Annotated in this window: 10 protein-coding genes; 3 read left to right on the top strand and 7 right to left on the bottom strand. The window is 73.0% G+C overall.

What is annotated here, in order from left to right; genetic code table 11:
- Positions 1 to 110 precede the first annotated feature (110 nt).
- On the bottom strand, positions 111 to 2,540 hold the full coding sequence (recD2, locus tag WMF14_RS42735) for an SF1B family DNA helicase RecD2 (protein WP_437796238.1): 2,430 nt from the start codon (positions 2,538 to 2,540) through the stop codon (positions 111 to 113).
- 215 nt (positions 2,541 to 2,755) lie between these two features.
- Here recD2 and WMF14_RS42730 point away from each other — a divergent pair, with 215 nt between their 5' ends.
- Positions 2,756 to 3,970, top strand: a complete 1,215-nt coding sequence (locus tag WMF14_RS42730) for a LysM peptidoglycan-binding domain-containing protein (RefSeq protein WP_437796237.1) — start codon at positions 2,756 to 2,758, stop codon at positions 3,968 to 3,970.
- Positions 3,971 to 4,046: 76 nt separating this feature from the next.
- On the opposite strand, the gene WMF14_RS42725 is transcribed toward WMF14_RS42730, so the two are convergent.
- The 5 genes from WMF14_RS42725 to WMF14_RS42705 form a co-directional block, all read right to left on the bottom strand.
- Positions 4,047 to 4,682, bottom strand: coding sequence for an AMIN-like domain-containing (lipo)protein (locus tag WMF14_RS42725; protein WP_437325706.1), 636 nt, complete (start codon positions 4,680 to 4,682; stop codon positions 4,047 to 4,049).
- A 107-nt stretch (positions 4,683 to 4,789) separates the two neighbouring features.
- Positions 4,790 to 5,320, bottom strand: a complete 531-nt coding sequence (locus WMF14_RS42720) for a thioredoxin (protein WP_437796236.1) — start codon at positions 5,318 to 5,320, stop codon at positions 4,790 to 4,792.
- 58 nt (positions 5,321 to 5,378) lie between these two features.
- Positions 5,379 to 7,445 (bottom strand): TonB family protein, encoded by a 2,067-nt coding sequence (locus tag WMF14_RS42715; protein WP_437796235.1) that lies wholly within the window; start codon positions 7,443 to 7,445, stop codon positions 5,379 to 5,381.
- Between the two features lie 269 nt (positions 7,446 to 7,714).
- Entirely contained in the window at positions 7,715 to 8,611 is an 897-nt protein-coding gene (locus WMF14_RS42710; RefSeq protein WP_272102150.1) for a hypothetical protein, read from the bottom strand.
- Positions 8,612 to 8,663: 52 nt separating this feature from the next.
- Positions 8,664 to 9,587, bottom strand: a complete 924-nt coding sequence (locus WMF14_RS42705; protein WP_437796234.1) for a hypothetical protein — start codon at positions 9,585 to 9,587, stop codon at positions 8,664 to 8,666.
- Positions 9,588 to 10,272: 685 nt separating this feature from the next.
- Between WMF14_RS42705 and WMF14_RS42700 the strand changes: the two genes are divergently transcribed.
- Positions 10,273 to 11,892, top strand: a complete 1,620-nt coding sequence (locus WMF14_RS42700) for an AgmX/PglI C-terminal domain-containing protein (RefSeq protein ID WP_437796233.1) — start codon at positions 10,273 to 10,275, stop codon at positions 11,890 to 11,892.
- Positions 11,893 to 12,091: 199 nt separating this feature from the next.
- Here the strand turns inward: WMF14_RS42700 and WMF14_RS42695 are convergent, their stop codons facing one another.
- Entirely contained in the window at positions 12,092 to 13,594 is a 1,503-nt protein-coding gene (locus tag WMF14_RS42695) for an amino acid permease (protein ID WP_373372309.1), read from the bottom strand.
- A 286-nt stretch (positions 13,595 to 13,880) separates the two neighbouring features.
- Here WMF14_RS42695 and WMF14_RS42690 point away from each other — a divergent pair, with 286 nt between their 5' ends.
- Positions 13,881 to 14,804, top strand: coding sequence for an alpha/beta hydrolase (locus tag WMF14_RS42690; protein WP_437796232.1), 924 nt, complete (start codon positions 13,881 to 13,883; stop codon positions 14,802 to 14,804).
- Positions 14,805 to 14,825: the final 21 nt, after the last annotated feature.

Below are 14,825 nucleotides of genomic sequence, written 5' to 3'. Positions count from 1 at the left end.
CGTCGCCGTCGCCGCCTCGGGGTCGCTCGTGTGATCCGTGTCGTGCTCGCTGTCGCTATCGCCGTCTCGGACGCCCATCTCGCTCGCCCTCTCCCTCGCCGCGCGCCGTCCTAGTCGAGTCGTGGGCCGGCGGCGAGGGGGGCCTCGAGCGTGCGCGCCGATCCGGAGCGCGCCGGCGCGCCGCCGCGCAGCCGCGCCGCGAGGTGCGTGCGGCGCTCCTCACGGCGCGTCTCCGCCAGCGCCAGCGACACGGCCCGCGGATCCGCCACGAGCACCACGAGCCGCTTGCCGCGGGTCACCGCCGTGTAGATGAGGTTGCGCGAGAGCATCACGAAATGCTGGGTGAGGATCGGCACGATCACCGCCGGATACTCGCTCCCCTGGCTCTTGTGGATGCTCGTCGCGTAGGCGAGCGTCAGCTCGTCGAGCTCCGCTTCCTCGTAGCTGACCTCGCGATCGTCGAAGCGCACCTGGAGCTTCCGCTCCTCGGTGTTCACGTCCGTGATGAAGCCGACGTCGCCGTTGTACACCTCGCGGTCGTAGTCGTTGCGGAGCTGCATCACCTTGTCGCCGAGCCGTAACGTCCTCGCGCCGCGCGTGACGCTCGGACCCTCGGGGTTCAGCGCCGCCTGCAGCCGCGCGTTCAGCGTGATCGCCCCCGCCTCGCCCTTGTGCATCGGCGTCAGGACCTGCACGTCGCGCCGCGGATCCAGCCCGAACCCCTTGCCGACGCGCTCCGTCACGAGGTGGAGGATCAGATCCGCCGCCGCCTCGGCCTCGATCCGCTCGATCACGTAGAACTCGCCGCCGGGCCCGCGCGCGCCCTCGGGCGGCTCGCCGTCGTGGATCCGGTGCGCGTTCCGGACGATGAGGCTGCCCTCGGCCTGCCGGAAGATCTGCGTGAGCCGCACCGTGGGCACCTCGCCGGAGGCGATCACGTCCCGCAGCACCGCGCCCGGCCCCACCGACGGGAGCTGATCGACGTCGCCCACCAGCACGAGCCGCGCCGCGTCGGACGTCGCCTGCAGGAGCGCGTCGGCGAGCGCCAGGTCGAGCATCGACGCCTCGTCGACAACGATCGCCCCCGCCTCGATCGGCCGGCCCCGCTGGCGGCCGAACTTGCGCTGCTTGGGATCGAACTCCAGCAGGCGGTGGAGCGTGACGGCCTCGCGCCCCGTCGCCTCGCTCATCCGCTTCGCGGCGCGGCCCGTGGGCGCGGCGAGCCGCACCGGGAGCCGGGCGCGGTCGAAGAGCGCCAGGATGGCCCGGACGATGGTCGTCTTGCCCACGCCCGGGCCGCCCGTGATGACCAGCACCTTGTTCCGCGCCGCCTGCGCCACGGCGTCCCGCTGGGCAGGCGCCAGCGAGACCTGCGTCTTCGCCTCGAACGCGGCGATCGCCGCGTCGACGCCCTCCACGAGGCGCGCCTCGGGCGCCGCGTCGTCCTCGTCGTCGCCCAGCAAGGAGCGCATCCGGCGCGCGAGCCGCACCTCGGCCTCGTGGAGGTCCTTCGGGTAGACGGCGACCTCGCCGGTCTCCAGCGTCTCGACCCGCACATGGCCGCTCGCCACGAGCGCGTCGATCGCTCCGTCGACCTCGGCGGCGTCGCGCTCGAGCATCGCGGCGGCGAGCTCCGCGAGCTCCGGCCGCGCCGCCAGCGTGTGGCCGCGCGTCGACAGATCCACCAGCGTCTGCAGCACGCCCGCCTGCGCCCGCTCCGGCGAGTCGGCCCGGACGCCGATCGAGCGCGCGATCCGGTCGGCGGTCTTGAAGCCGATGCCCCACACGTCGATCGCGAGCCGGTACGGGGAGCGGGAGACGATGTCGATCGCGTGGGGGCCGAACCGCTTGTAGATGCGGCTCGCCAGCGCCGGGGAGGCGCCGTGCGCCTGGAGGAAGATCATGATGGCCCCGATCGCCCGCTGCGCCGCCCACGCCTTCGCGACGGCCTGCGCCCGCCGCTGGCCGAGCCCGGGGACCTCGGCGAGCCGCTCCGGCGACCGGTCGAGGATCTCCAGCGTCTCCGTGCCGAACGCCTCCACGATCCGCTTCGCGTACGCCGGGCCGATGCCCTGCACCATGCCGGACCCGAGGTAGCGCTCGAGCCCATCGAGCGTGGCGGGGGCGATCGGCAGCAGGGTCTCGACCTTGAGCTGCTCGCCGTGCTTCGGATCGCGCTCGTAGCGCCCCGTCGCGCGCACGCGCGTGCCCGGCCCAACCTGCGGGAACACGCCGACCCAGACCTCCGGCGGGGCGCCGGGGGTGACCTCCACCCGCAGCACCCGGAAGCCGCTCGACTCGCTCTCGTACGTGACGCGGACGACCTCCCCCTCGACCGTCGCCGTCCCGTTGCCCGCCACCTCCCGGGCCGAGAAGAGCTTCTGCTGGCCGCCGCCGCCCGGTTGCCGCTCCCCGGTCCCGCCCGTGCGCTCGCCGCGGTCGTCGTGGCGCGGCGCGTTGTTCGGCCCCGGCGTCGGCGCCGGCGCGGCGGCTCCCCGGGCCGCCCGATCGGGGCGGCCGCTCCGCTGGGACGGTTGCACGAGGGCAGCATGTAGCCGCCGGCGCGGCGGCGGCAACGTCCTCGTGCGCGGACGCGAGCGACGCTGCAAAAGATCGCGCAGCGCCGCATGACGCCCCGCAACGCAGGCCCACGCTGAACGCGCGTCGCGTGGAGCGCGCCGCACGCGACGCGCGGGGCCGCGGTTGGCGTCGCTCCCTCGTGTCAGTATAGTGGCCCGCGATGGGGCGCAGCTGCTTGGTTTCCGTCCTCTGCGCCCTCCTCCTCGCGGGCTGCGCCGGGAGGGCGCCGGAGGCGGCGCGGTCCAAGGACGGCCTGCTGCGCGTGGCCTCCGCGGTGTCCTCGGAGCAGCGCGGCGCCTCGCCTCCGCCCGCGCCCGGGACGGCGGAGGAGGCCGCGCTCGCGGACGCCCACGACGTCGACGACGACGACGGTGAGGTCGACGACGGCCTGGAGCTGCCGGCGGATCCGGGCACCGGCGCGCGGGCGCACTCGCCGCTCTCGGCGATGACCGAGGCCCAGATCGAGGAGCTGCTCTCGAAGGACCCCGCGGCGCTCGGGCCGATGTCGCTGGGCGCCACCAACGCGGGCGCGCTGTTCAACGGCGTCCGGATGCCCGAGGGCGATCGGTGGGAGCTCGTCGATCCGGCCCACGCCTGGGGGACGCGCGAGACGATCGACGCGCTCGACAGGGCGATCGCCGAGGTGCACCGGCAGTTCCCGGGGAGCCCGAAGCTCTACATCGGGCACATCAGCGCCCGGGAGGGCGGCCACCTCTCCCCGCACAAGAGCCACCAGGCCGGGCGCGACGTGGACATCAGCTATTTCCTCGACGCGCGGCACCGCTGGTACCAGCGGGCCACGGCGGCGAACCTCGATCGGGAGCGCACCTGGGCCTTCGTCCGGGCGCTCGTCACCGAGACCGACGTGGAGCTCATCCTCATCGACAGCAGCGTGCAGCGGCTGCTCAAGGAGTACGCGCTGAAGATCGGGGAGGACAAGGACTGGCTCGACGAGGTCTTCCAGCTCGGGTCGAGGAAGCCGCGCCCGCTCGTCCGCCACGCCCGGGGGCACGCGAACCACATCCACGTCCGGTTCTACAGCCCGATCGCGCAGGAGTCGGCCGCGCTCGCGTATCCGCTGCTCGTGAAGCGCGGGGCGATCAAGCCCACGTCGCAGTACGTGCGCCACACCGCGAAGAAGGGGCAGACCCTGGGCTCGCTGGCCCGGCAGTACGGCACCACCGTGGAGGCGATCAAGCGGGCGAACGGCCTTCGATCCGCGGCGATCCAGGCGAAGCGCGTCTACAACATCCCGCGGCCGTCGAGCGGCCCCGCGGCGCCGCCGAAGCAGGTCGTCGTGCCGCCGCGGAGGCTGCCCCCGCCCAAGGCGGCCGACGCGCCTCCGCCGCCGGCGCGCCACGGCGAGCCCGGGCCCGCGCTGGACGGCTGAGCGGCGGGCGGCGCTCGCCGCGCCCTGCGGCCCGCTCGCGGCGCGGCGAGCCGGGAGGGGTGCCGTGGACCCGGCCTCAGTGCTTCACGTCGACGACGAGCCGCGCCGGCTTGGTCAGCTCGAGGACGCGGTACCGGTTCGGCGACGAGACCCCGAGCACCCAGGTCACCTCGGCCTCGAAGTCGCACGTCCGCTCGATCTCGCGCGCCACGCCGAGCGCGAGCTTCCGCTCGCGGAACGGGACCGTGGCGTTCCCCGCGTCGTTGTGCGCCGCCGCGGGGGTCATCCGCACCGCGAGCCATGCGTCGCCCGCGATCTCCGTCGCCTCGCCCGAGCCGCACTGGCGCACCGGCTTGTCGATGTAATCGATGTGGTAGCCCGGCACCGCGTCCCCCTCGAACTCGAACACGATGCGGTCGTAGTGCTCGTGCCGGGCTGCCCGCACGTCGCGCAGGACCGCGACCTTCGCGCCGGCGCGCGGCTTGTCGGTGGCGCCCGCGGTGCCCTCGAACGCGTCGGTGCTCGTGGGATCGGCCTCCTTCGGGGGCCGCGGCGTGGGTGGCTCGTCGTCCGCTGCCGGCTCGGCGGAGGCGCGCGTGTCGATCGGCGTGACGTTCGGCATGGGCTGGGCAGGCTCGCTGCCGGCGCCGTTGCGGCAGCCCGCGGCGAGCGACACGGCGGCGGCTGCGAGCAGCAGGGCGGCGGTCCTCATGAGGTCCCATCCATGGTGCCGCGGCCTCCGCGCGTCCACCGAGACGCCGACGCGCACGGCGACGCGGCGGCGCTCGCGCGGGCGGGGCGGCCGGCGCGCCTCGAGGATCACCGCGCCGAGGCCCGCGCTCGGCTCAGGATGGCCGCGAGCCGGGGCACGATCTCGTCCACCGCGCGCTCGCCCTTCACCGACCCCTCGATGCGGAGGGGCGTTCCCCGGCCGTCTTCGCCGGGCACGACGAAGAGCGGGATCATCTCCGACGCGTAGCCGGCCTCGGCGAGCCGATCCCGATCGCGGTCGAGGTCGAACTCCAGCAGGCGCAGCGCAGGCAGGACCGCGTCGAGCTGGCCGGCCTTCACTGCGTCGTGAAACCTCGTGCACGGCTCGCACCAGGGCGCGCCCACGTAGACGACGAGCTCGCGGCCTTCCCGCAGCGCGCGCTCCCGCGCCTGCCGCACAAGCGCGGCGATCTCGCCGCCCTCCGGCGCCGGCTCGAGCTCGGCCCGCAGCGCCGCCGGCCGCGGGGCCTCGCCTCGAGCGGCCGGCTGGGAGGTCTCTTCCCGCGAGCAGCCGAGCGGCGCCGCGAGACAGAGGACCAGCCCGGCGCAAACCGACCCCTTCCAGCCATGAGCGTTCACGTCGTCGTTTGCCTCTCGGCCAGGGTCTTTGCTCAGGGGCGGCCGCGCTGCCAGCGCCTCAGGGCAACACGAGCTTGATCGAGAACACGTAGTCGACGTTGACGGGCCTGCCCTGGTAGGTGGCCGGCTGGTAGCGGCTCGCCGCGAGGGCGGCGAGGACCGCCTCGTTCATGTGGGGCACGCCCCTGACGATCCGGCAGCCGGTGAGGCTGCCGGCCGTGGTCACCACGCACTTCGCGAGGACCGTCCCCTCGACGCGCGCCTGCCGCGCCTCCCGCGTGTAGACCACGGCGGGCGCCGCGAGCGGCACGGGGCGGGTCATCCCTTCCTGGAAACGCAGGATCTCGGGGGCGGCCAGCGCAGGCGCTGCAGGCGGCAGAGCGGCTGCGTTCGGCTCGACGCCGGGCTCGGCCGCGCTGGCCGCGCCAATCGCGGCGCCGGCGAGCTCGGCTGCCGCGGCGGCAGCGTCAGGCTCGACTGCGCTGGCCGTGGCAGCGCCGGACTCGGCCGCCGCCGCGGCGGTGGCGCCGGCCTCGACGGGCGCCGGCTCCGTTGGTGGCGCTGGCTCAGGCAGCGCGCCAGCCGCCAGCCGCGACCCCGGCGGCGGGGCCGCCGCGAGGGCCGCGGCGAACGCCTCGAGCTCCGCCGAGGCGGTCTCGTCCTCCGGGCGCACGACCAGCACGGCCGGCCTGTAGCCGGGCTTGGTCAGCTGGAGCCGGTACTCGGCCCTGCTCCCGGCGCCCTGCAGCACGAGCCGGCACGGCGTCGCCAGGCAGACCTCCGTCCCGCGGTCGGAGACACGGGCGCCGGGCGGGGCGCTCTCGATCCTCACGATCCTGAACTCGGCCACCGCCTCCCTGCCCGCCGACGCCTCGACGGGCACGGCGATCGGCACAGGGGAGGCCTGGACGGCGGCAGGGGCGCGCGCGGCGTCCGGCCCGCGCCAGCCGAGCGCCAGCACCAGGCCCCCGCCGACGATCGCCGCCACGAGCGCGACCAGGTAGAGGGACACGGTCGAGTGGCGGGGCGGCGCGACGGAGCCGCTGAAGGTCGCGGGAGCCTGCGGCGGAGAGAGCGAGTCGAGCGGCGCAGCGCGAAGCGACACGAGCGGCTCGCTGGGAGGGGGCGAGAAGGCCGAGATGCGGAGCTCCGAGATCGACGACGCGGAGGGCAGCGCGCCCCGGGGTTGCGCCAGAGACAGGCGGTCCGGGGCCGAGGCTCGCGAGGTGTCCATCGGCTCGCCCGCCGCGCTCTTCAGCGCGGTGAGACACTCCCTCATCGACTGGAAGCGCCTGTCAGGGCTCTTCTCGAGACACCGCATCACGATGGCCGTCATCGCCGGCGACACGAGCGCGCCCTGCGCGTGATCGGAGAGCGGCGGCGGCGGCTCGCCGACGTGCGCCATGAGCGTCGCCGAGGGCACCTTCCTGTCGAACGGCACCCTGCCGCAGAGCATCTCGTAGAGCAGGACGCCGAGCGCATAGATGTCCGCGCGCGGCGAGAGCTCGTGGCCCATCGCCTGCTCCGGAGCGGTGTACTTGGGAGAGCCGATGAACAGGCCCCTCTGGGTCAGCTCGTCCAGCTGCCGCCCCGAGACGTCCTTGACCAGGCCGAAGTCGAGCACCTTGACGAAGTCCTTCTCGTCCTCCTGGTCGACGAGGAGCACATTGCCCGGCTTGAGATCCCGGTGCACGAGGCCGAGGCCGTGCGCCTCGGCGAGCGCGCGGCAGATCTGTCGCGCGATCCGGCCCGCGCGCGCCTCCGGGAGCGCGCCCTCGTCGTGGAGCACGCGGTGGAGCGTGCGCCCGGCGATATACTCCATGGCGATAAAGTAGATCCCGCGCGGATCGTCCCGGCCGTAATCGAAGACCGTGACGGAGTTCGGGTGGGTGAGCCTCGCCGCGGTCGCAGCCTCGCGCGAAAAGCGCCGAAAGAACTCCGGATCTTGCTCGAGGCGCTCATCGGGGAGGAGCAGCTTGAGGGCGCAGATCCGACCCAGCGCGAACTGCTCTGCCCTGTAGACCCTGCCCATCCCCCCTCGCGCGATGAGCGAGATGATCCGATATCGATCGGCGATCGTCGCGCCGATGAGGGGGTCTTGACCGTTGCTCCTGGCCGCACCCATGGTCTTTACTATATGCGCGATGGCGGGCGCACCGCTACCCCAACTCGTGTGTTCTGGCCGACTGCGCGGCTCTGGAACAACGACGCGGCTTGGATCGTACGGCGGTGGAGCGCGAGTGATGCGGCGAGTTGCCGACGCGTTTTCCTGGCGGCCTCGCCCCGCGGGCACGCCGCGGTTAACCAGCGAGCGCCGAACCATTGCCATCCGGTTTCGCGCGGCCCGCGCCCGCGCGCCGTCCAGCGCCGGGCGCCCCTGCTCCGGCGCGCCCGTCACAGCGCGGCGACATCGATGTCGACCTCGCGCGGCTCCTCGGTGACGCCGCTGCGCGTGACCTCGGCGCCCAGGATCGCGCCCACCGTCAGGGTCAGGGTCACCTCTCCGCTCGTGAGGGGCGTGGCGACGTACTTCCAGCGCAGCCGCACGCTGCCGCCTCTCTCGCCCTCTGCCGAGAGCGCCTCCACGGCGCGCCGCTCGATCTCCGGCGCCGTGAGCGCGGTGCGGAGGCGATGGCCCGTCGAGGCGATCGCGGGCCAGCGGATGAGGGCGCGGTTGAAGGTCCCATCGAGCGTGTGGGTCACGACCGCGCGGTGCCCCTGGACCCGGACGCCGTTCACGGCCCGGAACACGAACGTCTTGTAACGATGGACCTCCGGGGCGGAAGCCGCCGTTCCGTCCTGATCCTCGCGCAGCGTCCTCCGCTGCACCACGGCCCCGATCTCATCGTTCGGTATGCCCCAGCTGTTCAGGCGCGCCAGCGCGTTCCGCCGGAGGAGCGCCTCGTCCGGTGAGGTCCGCGGGCCGCTCGGCGTCTTCCGCAGGACGAGCACCTGGCCGTTCGACGGGTCCTTCTCATAGGTCCAGTCCGCCGACTCGAGCTCCGTCCGGCGCCCCAGCTCGCCGATCGGCGTGAACTGTTGATCGGCCCCGATGAGCGAGCGCTGGATGAGCGCGTCATCGAACGAGCGCAGCGTCAGCCGGGCCGTCGGGAGCCTCGCGGCGGGCGCCGTGGCGAGCTCCCGCGCGTCGAACGTGAACCCCTCGAGCGCCTGCGCGGCCGCGGCGATCTCGCCGTCGTCGCCGCCCCCTTCGGTCGCTACCTCCGGCGCCCCGCAGGCGATGAGGGTCATCGAGAGCGCGGCCCAGAAACCAATCGTTCGCGTCGTCATCGTCATGTCTCCTGTCGTTCGAATCCCTCGGGCAACACGCAGCGTTCGTCGTTCATCCGCCGGGGAGCACGCGCCCGTTCGAGGGGTCGCAGCCGGCGATGTAATAGATGGTCGAGCCGGTCTTCAGGCCGGTGTTCTTCCGGTCGCGCCACCCGCCGTACTCGTACATGAGCTCCCGCGACGCGAACGACGCGCCGAACACGATGGAGACGGGGCAGTCATCGTCGTTGCTGAACTGGCTGTCGTCGTAGGCCTCGTCGATCCAGTTCTCTCCCACCCCGTTCGAGATCGAGCTGATCGAGTAGTCGCCCACATAGTCCTTCACGTGATTGCCGCACGACGAGTCGCCGTGGAACGCGTTCCACATCGTCATGGTGCTGTCCGAGGTCGTGATCTGCTGCCGGTATCCGCCGTTCTTCCACACGTCGTAGTCGCCCGACTGGCACGCTTTGACGACCGCGATCTCCAGATCCCCGCCCGTGCTCGGGTTGCCGAAGAGCATGTTCTCGTTCGTCAGGACGCCGCAGTCGTAGCTGCCGTTGCCCATGACCAGGCCGCTGTAGGCGGGCGTCGACGAGCTCCCGGCGTCGTGCCAGCCGTGCGTGTGGATGAAGACGACATCGGCCTCGTCCGCGCCGGAGCCGGACGCCATGTCGTTCGCCGAGCAGGCGCAGGACGCCGCCTGGCTCGAGTCGGTCCAGTAGCTCCCCCGGGCGCTCGTGTTGTTGCGCGTCGAGACCTCATCCCAGAGGGAGACCATGCTGAGGAGGTTGAACGTGCTCGCGAAGGCGGCGGCGGTGCTCGTGTGCACCGAGTGAGACAGGCTGGTGTCGTCCTCGCACTCCCCCGCGTGTCCGAAGTTCGCGATCCCGTAGACGTGCGCCTCGTGCTGCGCGCGCGCCGACGACGGCATCGCAAGGAGGCACCCGAGCACCGGAACCCCTGCGAGGACATGGAACGATCGCCTGTTGCTCATACGCTCGACTCCTTCGTTGTCTCGATCGGTGGATGTCAGCCGCGGCCCGCCGCCCCGCAGCACGGGCGCGCCGCCGTCGGACCACGGCGTGGACCGGTGCCGGGCAGCGTCGACGGGCGCGGGCGTCAGCGCGCCGCGCTCCGTTCAGCGCGTTCGCGCGCCATTGACGTCGACAACGGCGTCGACCTCGATGACGTCGCCAACGAATCAACGTCAACGTTATTCGCAGCTTCCGTGCCATCGCCTGGCGTCCGCCAGCGGGGGCGTCGCGTCACCCCGGGAACTCGGTGATCTCCCCGGGATACGCCGGGATCGTGCCCGCGCGAACGCCGTCGGCTGCCGTCGGCCGCCGTAGGGTTCCGCCAGAGGTGGCGGCGCGATCCCGCGGGTGATGGCGCGGGCCACCACCACCTCGAGGCGCCGGGCGGCGGTCCAGAAACTAGAACCCCCCGGCGCGGGGATGCGCCGCCGAAAATCGCGGCGCGGCTCCGGAACCTGGGGCGGGCGGCGCTGTCGATCCCTGGCGTGGACGCGGTGAGCCGCGGCGCACGCAGAGAGCGGTGAAGCTCACCGCGCGTGCGCCGGGGCGCGCCGAGAGAGGCGGGCCCTCGAGGGCTCGCTCCATTCAGACCGCTCGCCGCGCGGACATGCGCCCGAGCGCGAGCAGGGAAAGGGCTGTTCTCCGATGGACACGTTCAAGATGGCTCCGGGCATCGCACCCTCGAATCCGTTCCTCAGCAACCTGCCCTTCAGCCCGTATCCGGCCATCGCGGCCGACGTGCCCGCGGACGCGCCGGAGGGCTCCTATACGTACGCGCTCGTCAAGAGCGCGCCGGACGTCCCCGCCGACGAGTGCGAGACCGACGCGCTGTCGCTCGAGGTGATCATCCGGTGGGGGAACACCCCGCTTCACGTCGCGCACCTGACGCCGCCGCGCGCCTTTCATGTCGGCGAGGCGGAGGGCGCCGGGGGCGGGTGCGACTTCTTCATACCTGCGGAGCGGCTGGGCGCGGCGCGGGCGCCGCTCGTGCTCGTCAGCGAGGGCGGTGAGGTGAGCGCCGTCATCCCGCCGGGCGCGTCGGGATCCATCGAGTTCGGCAGCTGCAGGATGACGATCGCGCAGGCGATCGCCGCCGGCCGCGCGGCGCCGTGCGCGGAGCTCGACGGGGCGCGGCGGATCGCGCTGCCGCCCGGCGCTCGCGCGAGGCTCGAGCTCGGCGATTTCGGGTTCGAGGTGGCGGTGGGCAAGGCGGGCCGCCGCGTCGCGGGCAAGGTCGGCATGGACCGCCGCGGCCTGCCGTTCACCGCGCTCTCGACGCTGCTCCACGTCGGCCTGCTCGGGGCCATGGCCGCGTTCATGCCCCCGCTCGCCATGGCGGACGACGGCGGCGTGAGCGCGGAGCAGGCCTACCTCATGGCGCAGGCGATCGGGGCGATCGCCGAGAAGGAGCTGCCCGAGGCGAAGGACGTCACCGACGCGAGCGGTCAGACCGAGCGCGAGGGCGGCTCCGGCGCGGCCGCGATGGGCGAGTCGGGCAAGGCCGGGAGCGAGACGAGCCGGAAGACGGGCGGGCGCTTCGAGATCCAGGGGCCGAAGGACAACCGCGACGTGCGGATCTCGCGGGCCCAGGCGCTCGACGACGCGGCGCGCTTCGGCATGATCGGCGTGCTCCAGGCGGGGTCCGGCGGCGATCCCAACGCGCTCTCGGCGCCCTGGGGCGGCCCCGACACGCTCGGCAACGGCGAAAGGAGCGTGATCGGCAACATGTGGGGCGAGACGATCGACGAGTCGGGCGGCGTGGGCGGGCTCGGGTTGACGGGCGTCGGCGAGGGCGGCGGCGGGCATCTCATGGGCATCGGGATCGGGGCCATCGGCACCATCAACCACGGGAGCGGCGTCGGTGATGGGCAGGGCTTCGGCCCTGGCGGCGGCGCGTCGCGCTTCGCCAACGGCCCTGGCCACAAGGTGAGGGCGCCGCGCATGGGGGTCGGCTCGACCACGGTGTCGGGCCGGATCCCGCCGGAGGTCATCCAGCGCATCGTGCGCCAGAACTTCGGCCGCTTCCGGCTCTGCTACGAGAACGGGCTGCGCAACAGCCCGAACCTCACCGGGCGCGTGTCGGTCGGCTTCGTGATCGGCCGCGACGGGGCGGTGTCGAGCGTCCACAACGGCGGCTCCGATCTGCCGGACGCCGGCGTGGTCTCCTGCGTGGTGCGCTCGTTCTACGGGCTGTCGTTCCCGCCGCCGGACGCCGGTATCGTGACTGTGACGTATCCCCTCATGTTCAGCCCCTCTGGCGGCTGATCCGGCTCTTCAGCCAGGTCCTTATCTCTGCAGCGGCAAGGCGGGCGACGACGTGAACCGCCATGACGCCAAGGGCGCCAAGAAACCAGGGGAGTAGGAGAGACAAATGCCCGGACGGCCCTTCTCCTCTCCTCTTGGCGGCCTTGGCGTCATGGCGGTTTTTCTGCTGAACCGGGGCAACTTCCCGCAGCAGGTAGTGCTACTGCCCGCCGCCCGTGGCGATCTGGCCGACGGCCCGCTCCGCCTCCGCGATCTCCTGCGCTCGCTGCTGGATCATCACCCCCTGGGGCGGGCCCTGGAAGCGGCGGCGCTCCAGCGCGAACCAGACGATGGCCGTCACGGCGAACACGATGAGCATGATGCCCAGGGCCTTGTCGTTCGGCGGCTGGACGCTCACCACGATCAGCATCAGGCACGCAAGGACGCTGATGATCGCGAGCGGCCGGTACAGCGGGCCGAGGTCCCACGGGCCCATCTTCACCCAGGTGCGGCCGTAGGCGCGCACGCCCATCATCGTGGGCATCACGTACGAGATGTAGAGGAAGATCACGCAGACGGCCGTGATCGTCGAGTAGACGGGCGTGTACACCGTGAAGCCGATCGTCAGCGCGCTGACGACCCAGATCGCCGTCGCCGGCGTCCGGAACTTCGGGCTCACCTTGCGCAGCTGCTCCGAGAGCGGCAGCCCCCCGTCGCGGGCGAACGCGAAGGTCATGCGGGAGGCGGACGTCACCGTCGCCAGCCCGCAGAGGTACTGGGCCACCGAGATGCCGGCGTAGAGCGCGATCCGGAGGTTCTCCGGGATGACGCGCTCCATCACCCAGAAGAAGACGCCCCCGCCCTTCGACGCCGCCTCGTCCATGTCCGGGATCGCGAGCACGATCGCGCTCAGCATCAGCGCCCCGAAGACGCCGGAGACGAGCACCGCCCGGACGATGCCCCGCGGTACCGTCTGCGCCGCGCCGATCGTCTCCTCGGACGTGTGCGCCGACGCGTCGTACCCGGTGATCGTGTACGCGGGCAGGAGGAAGCTCAGGAGGAACAGCGTTGTCATGCTGCCCGTCTCCGGCCACACGTCGCCCCCCTTCGGCCCGCTGTAGTTCGTGAACGTGACGAGCCGGCCGACGTCGATCGCGGGCGCGTAAAAGAGCATCGCTGCGGTGAGGATCACCGAGACGACGAGGATGAGGTACCCGCTGAAGTCGGTGAGCAGCGTGGTGACGCGGATCCCGAGGTGGTTGAAGAGCGCCTGCGTCCCCGTGATGAGCGTGACCCCGACGGCCTGCGTCACCAGCGCGCGATCCGGGGGCATCGCGGCGAGATCCACGCCGAACAGCGGGCCGAGCGAGCTCATGATGAACAGGTAGGCGCCGACGTTGATGGCCGCGAGGACGGTGATCAGCCCGATCAGGTTGAACCACGCGGTGGCCCAGCCGAAGCCCCGGCCGCCGAGGATCGAGGCCCAGTGGTACAGGCCGCCCGCGGTCGGGAACGCCGACGCGACCTGGCCCATCGTGAGCGCGATACAGAGCGTGAGCGCGCTGCACACCGGCCACCCGATGCCGATGCCGGCGCCGCCGACGCTGCAAAAGCCCATCTGGAACGACGTGATGCCGCCCGCGATGATGCAGATGATCGAGAACGAGATCGCGAAGTTGGAGAAGCCCCCCATCCTGCGCAGCAGCTCCTGCGCGTAGCCCATGCTGTGGAGCGTCTTCACGTCGTCGGCGATCACGCCCTCCACGCTGCCCGGCGCGGCGCCTGCGCGCGGCCCGACGTCCCCCTTCGTCTCATGGCTCATGAGCGGTCCCCTTTCGTCACGGTCTCTCGCCCGGGGCCGACGGAGCCCTTCGGGCCTCGTCAGGATCGGCGCGTCTCGCCGATGAGCGCTCCCCCTCGGGGCCCTCGCCCGGACCCGACCAGCCTACATGGGGGCACGCGGGCCTGCCCAGGGCTGCGCCCGCGCCCCGCTGCTACCCTCGCCGCCGATGGCCGCCACGACGAACCCCCCGCTCTCGCGCCGGCGCGCGCTGCTCGGCCTCGCCGCGCTCGCCGCGCCCTCGTGCAGGCGAGGCACCTCACCGCCGGCGCCGGAGGAGGCGGCCCCCTCGGCCTGGAAGGATCTCCCGTTCGAGCCCGCCTACGAGGGCGAAGACCCGCAGCGCGCGCTGCTCCTCGCGCCCGAGGCCGCGCCGGCGCCGCCGCTGCTCGTCGCGCTGCACGGGCGCGGCGAGGCGGTGCGGGGCCTCGAGGTCGGCGCGCGCGGGTGGCGCGACGACTACGGCCTCGACGCGGCCCTGAAGCGGCTGCGCTCGCCGCCGCTCACGCCGGACGATCTCGGGCAGATGGTGACGCCCGAGCGGCTCGCGCAGCTCAACGCCTCGCTGAAGGAGCACCCCTACCGCGGGCTGTGCATCGCCACGCCGTTCACGCCCGACCTCCGCGACCGCTCCGTCGAGGGGGCCGCGGGCTTCGGCCGTTTCCTCGTGGAGCGGCTCCTGCCGCGGGCGCGCGCCGAGGGCGGCTGCCAGGCCGCACGCGAGGCCACCGGCATCGACGGCGTGAGCCTCGGCGGACGCCTCGCGCTGCTCGTCGGCCTGTCGTTCCCCGACGTCTTCGGCGCGGTCGGCGCCCTGCAGCCGGCGGTGCGGGCGGGCGAGGCGGAGATGTTCTCCGCGCTCGCGCGCCGGGCCATGGAGCGCCGCGCGGTCGCGCTCCGGCTCGTGTCGAGCGAGGGCGACCCCTTCTTGCCCGCCATCCAGGCGCTCAGCGATCGGCTGCGGCAGGACGGCGTGCGCCACACCCTGCTCGTCGTGCCCGGCCCGCACGACTACGCCTGGAATCGGGGGCCGGGCGGCGTTGAAATGGTGCTCTGGCACGAGCGGATCCAGCGCGGTTTGCCGCCGCCGTGATCGCGGCGGCCCGGCCGTCAC

This window comes from Sorangium sp. So ce693 (genome assembly GCF_051521375.1).
Taxonomy (GTDB): Bacteria; Myxococcota_A; Polyangia; order Polyangiales; family Polyangiaceae; genus Sorangium; species Sorangium atrum.
The sequence above is the reverse complement of the archived record's forward strand: the minus strand, read 5'-3'. Positions and strand labels throughout refer to the sequence as shown.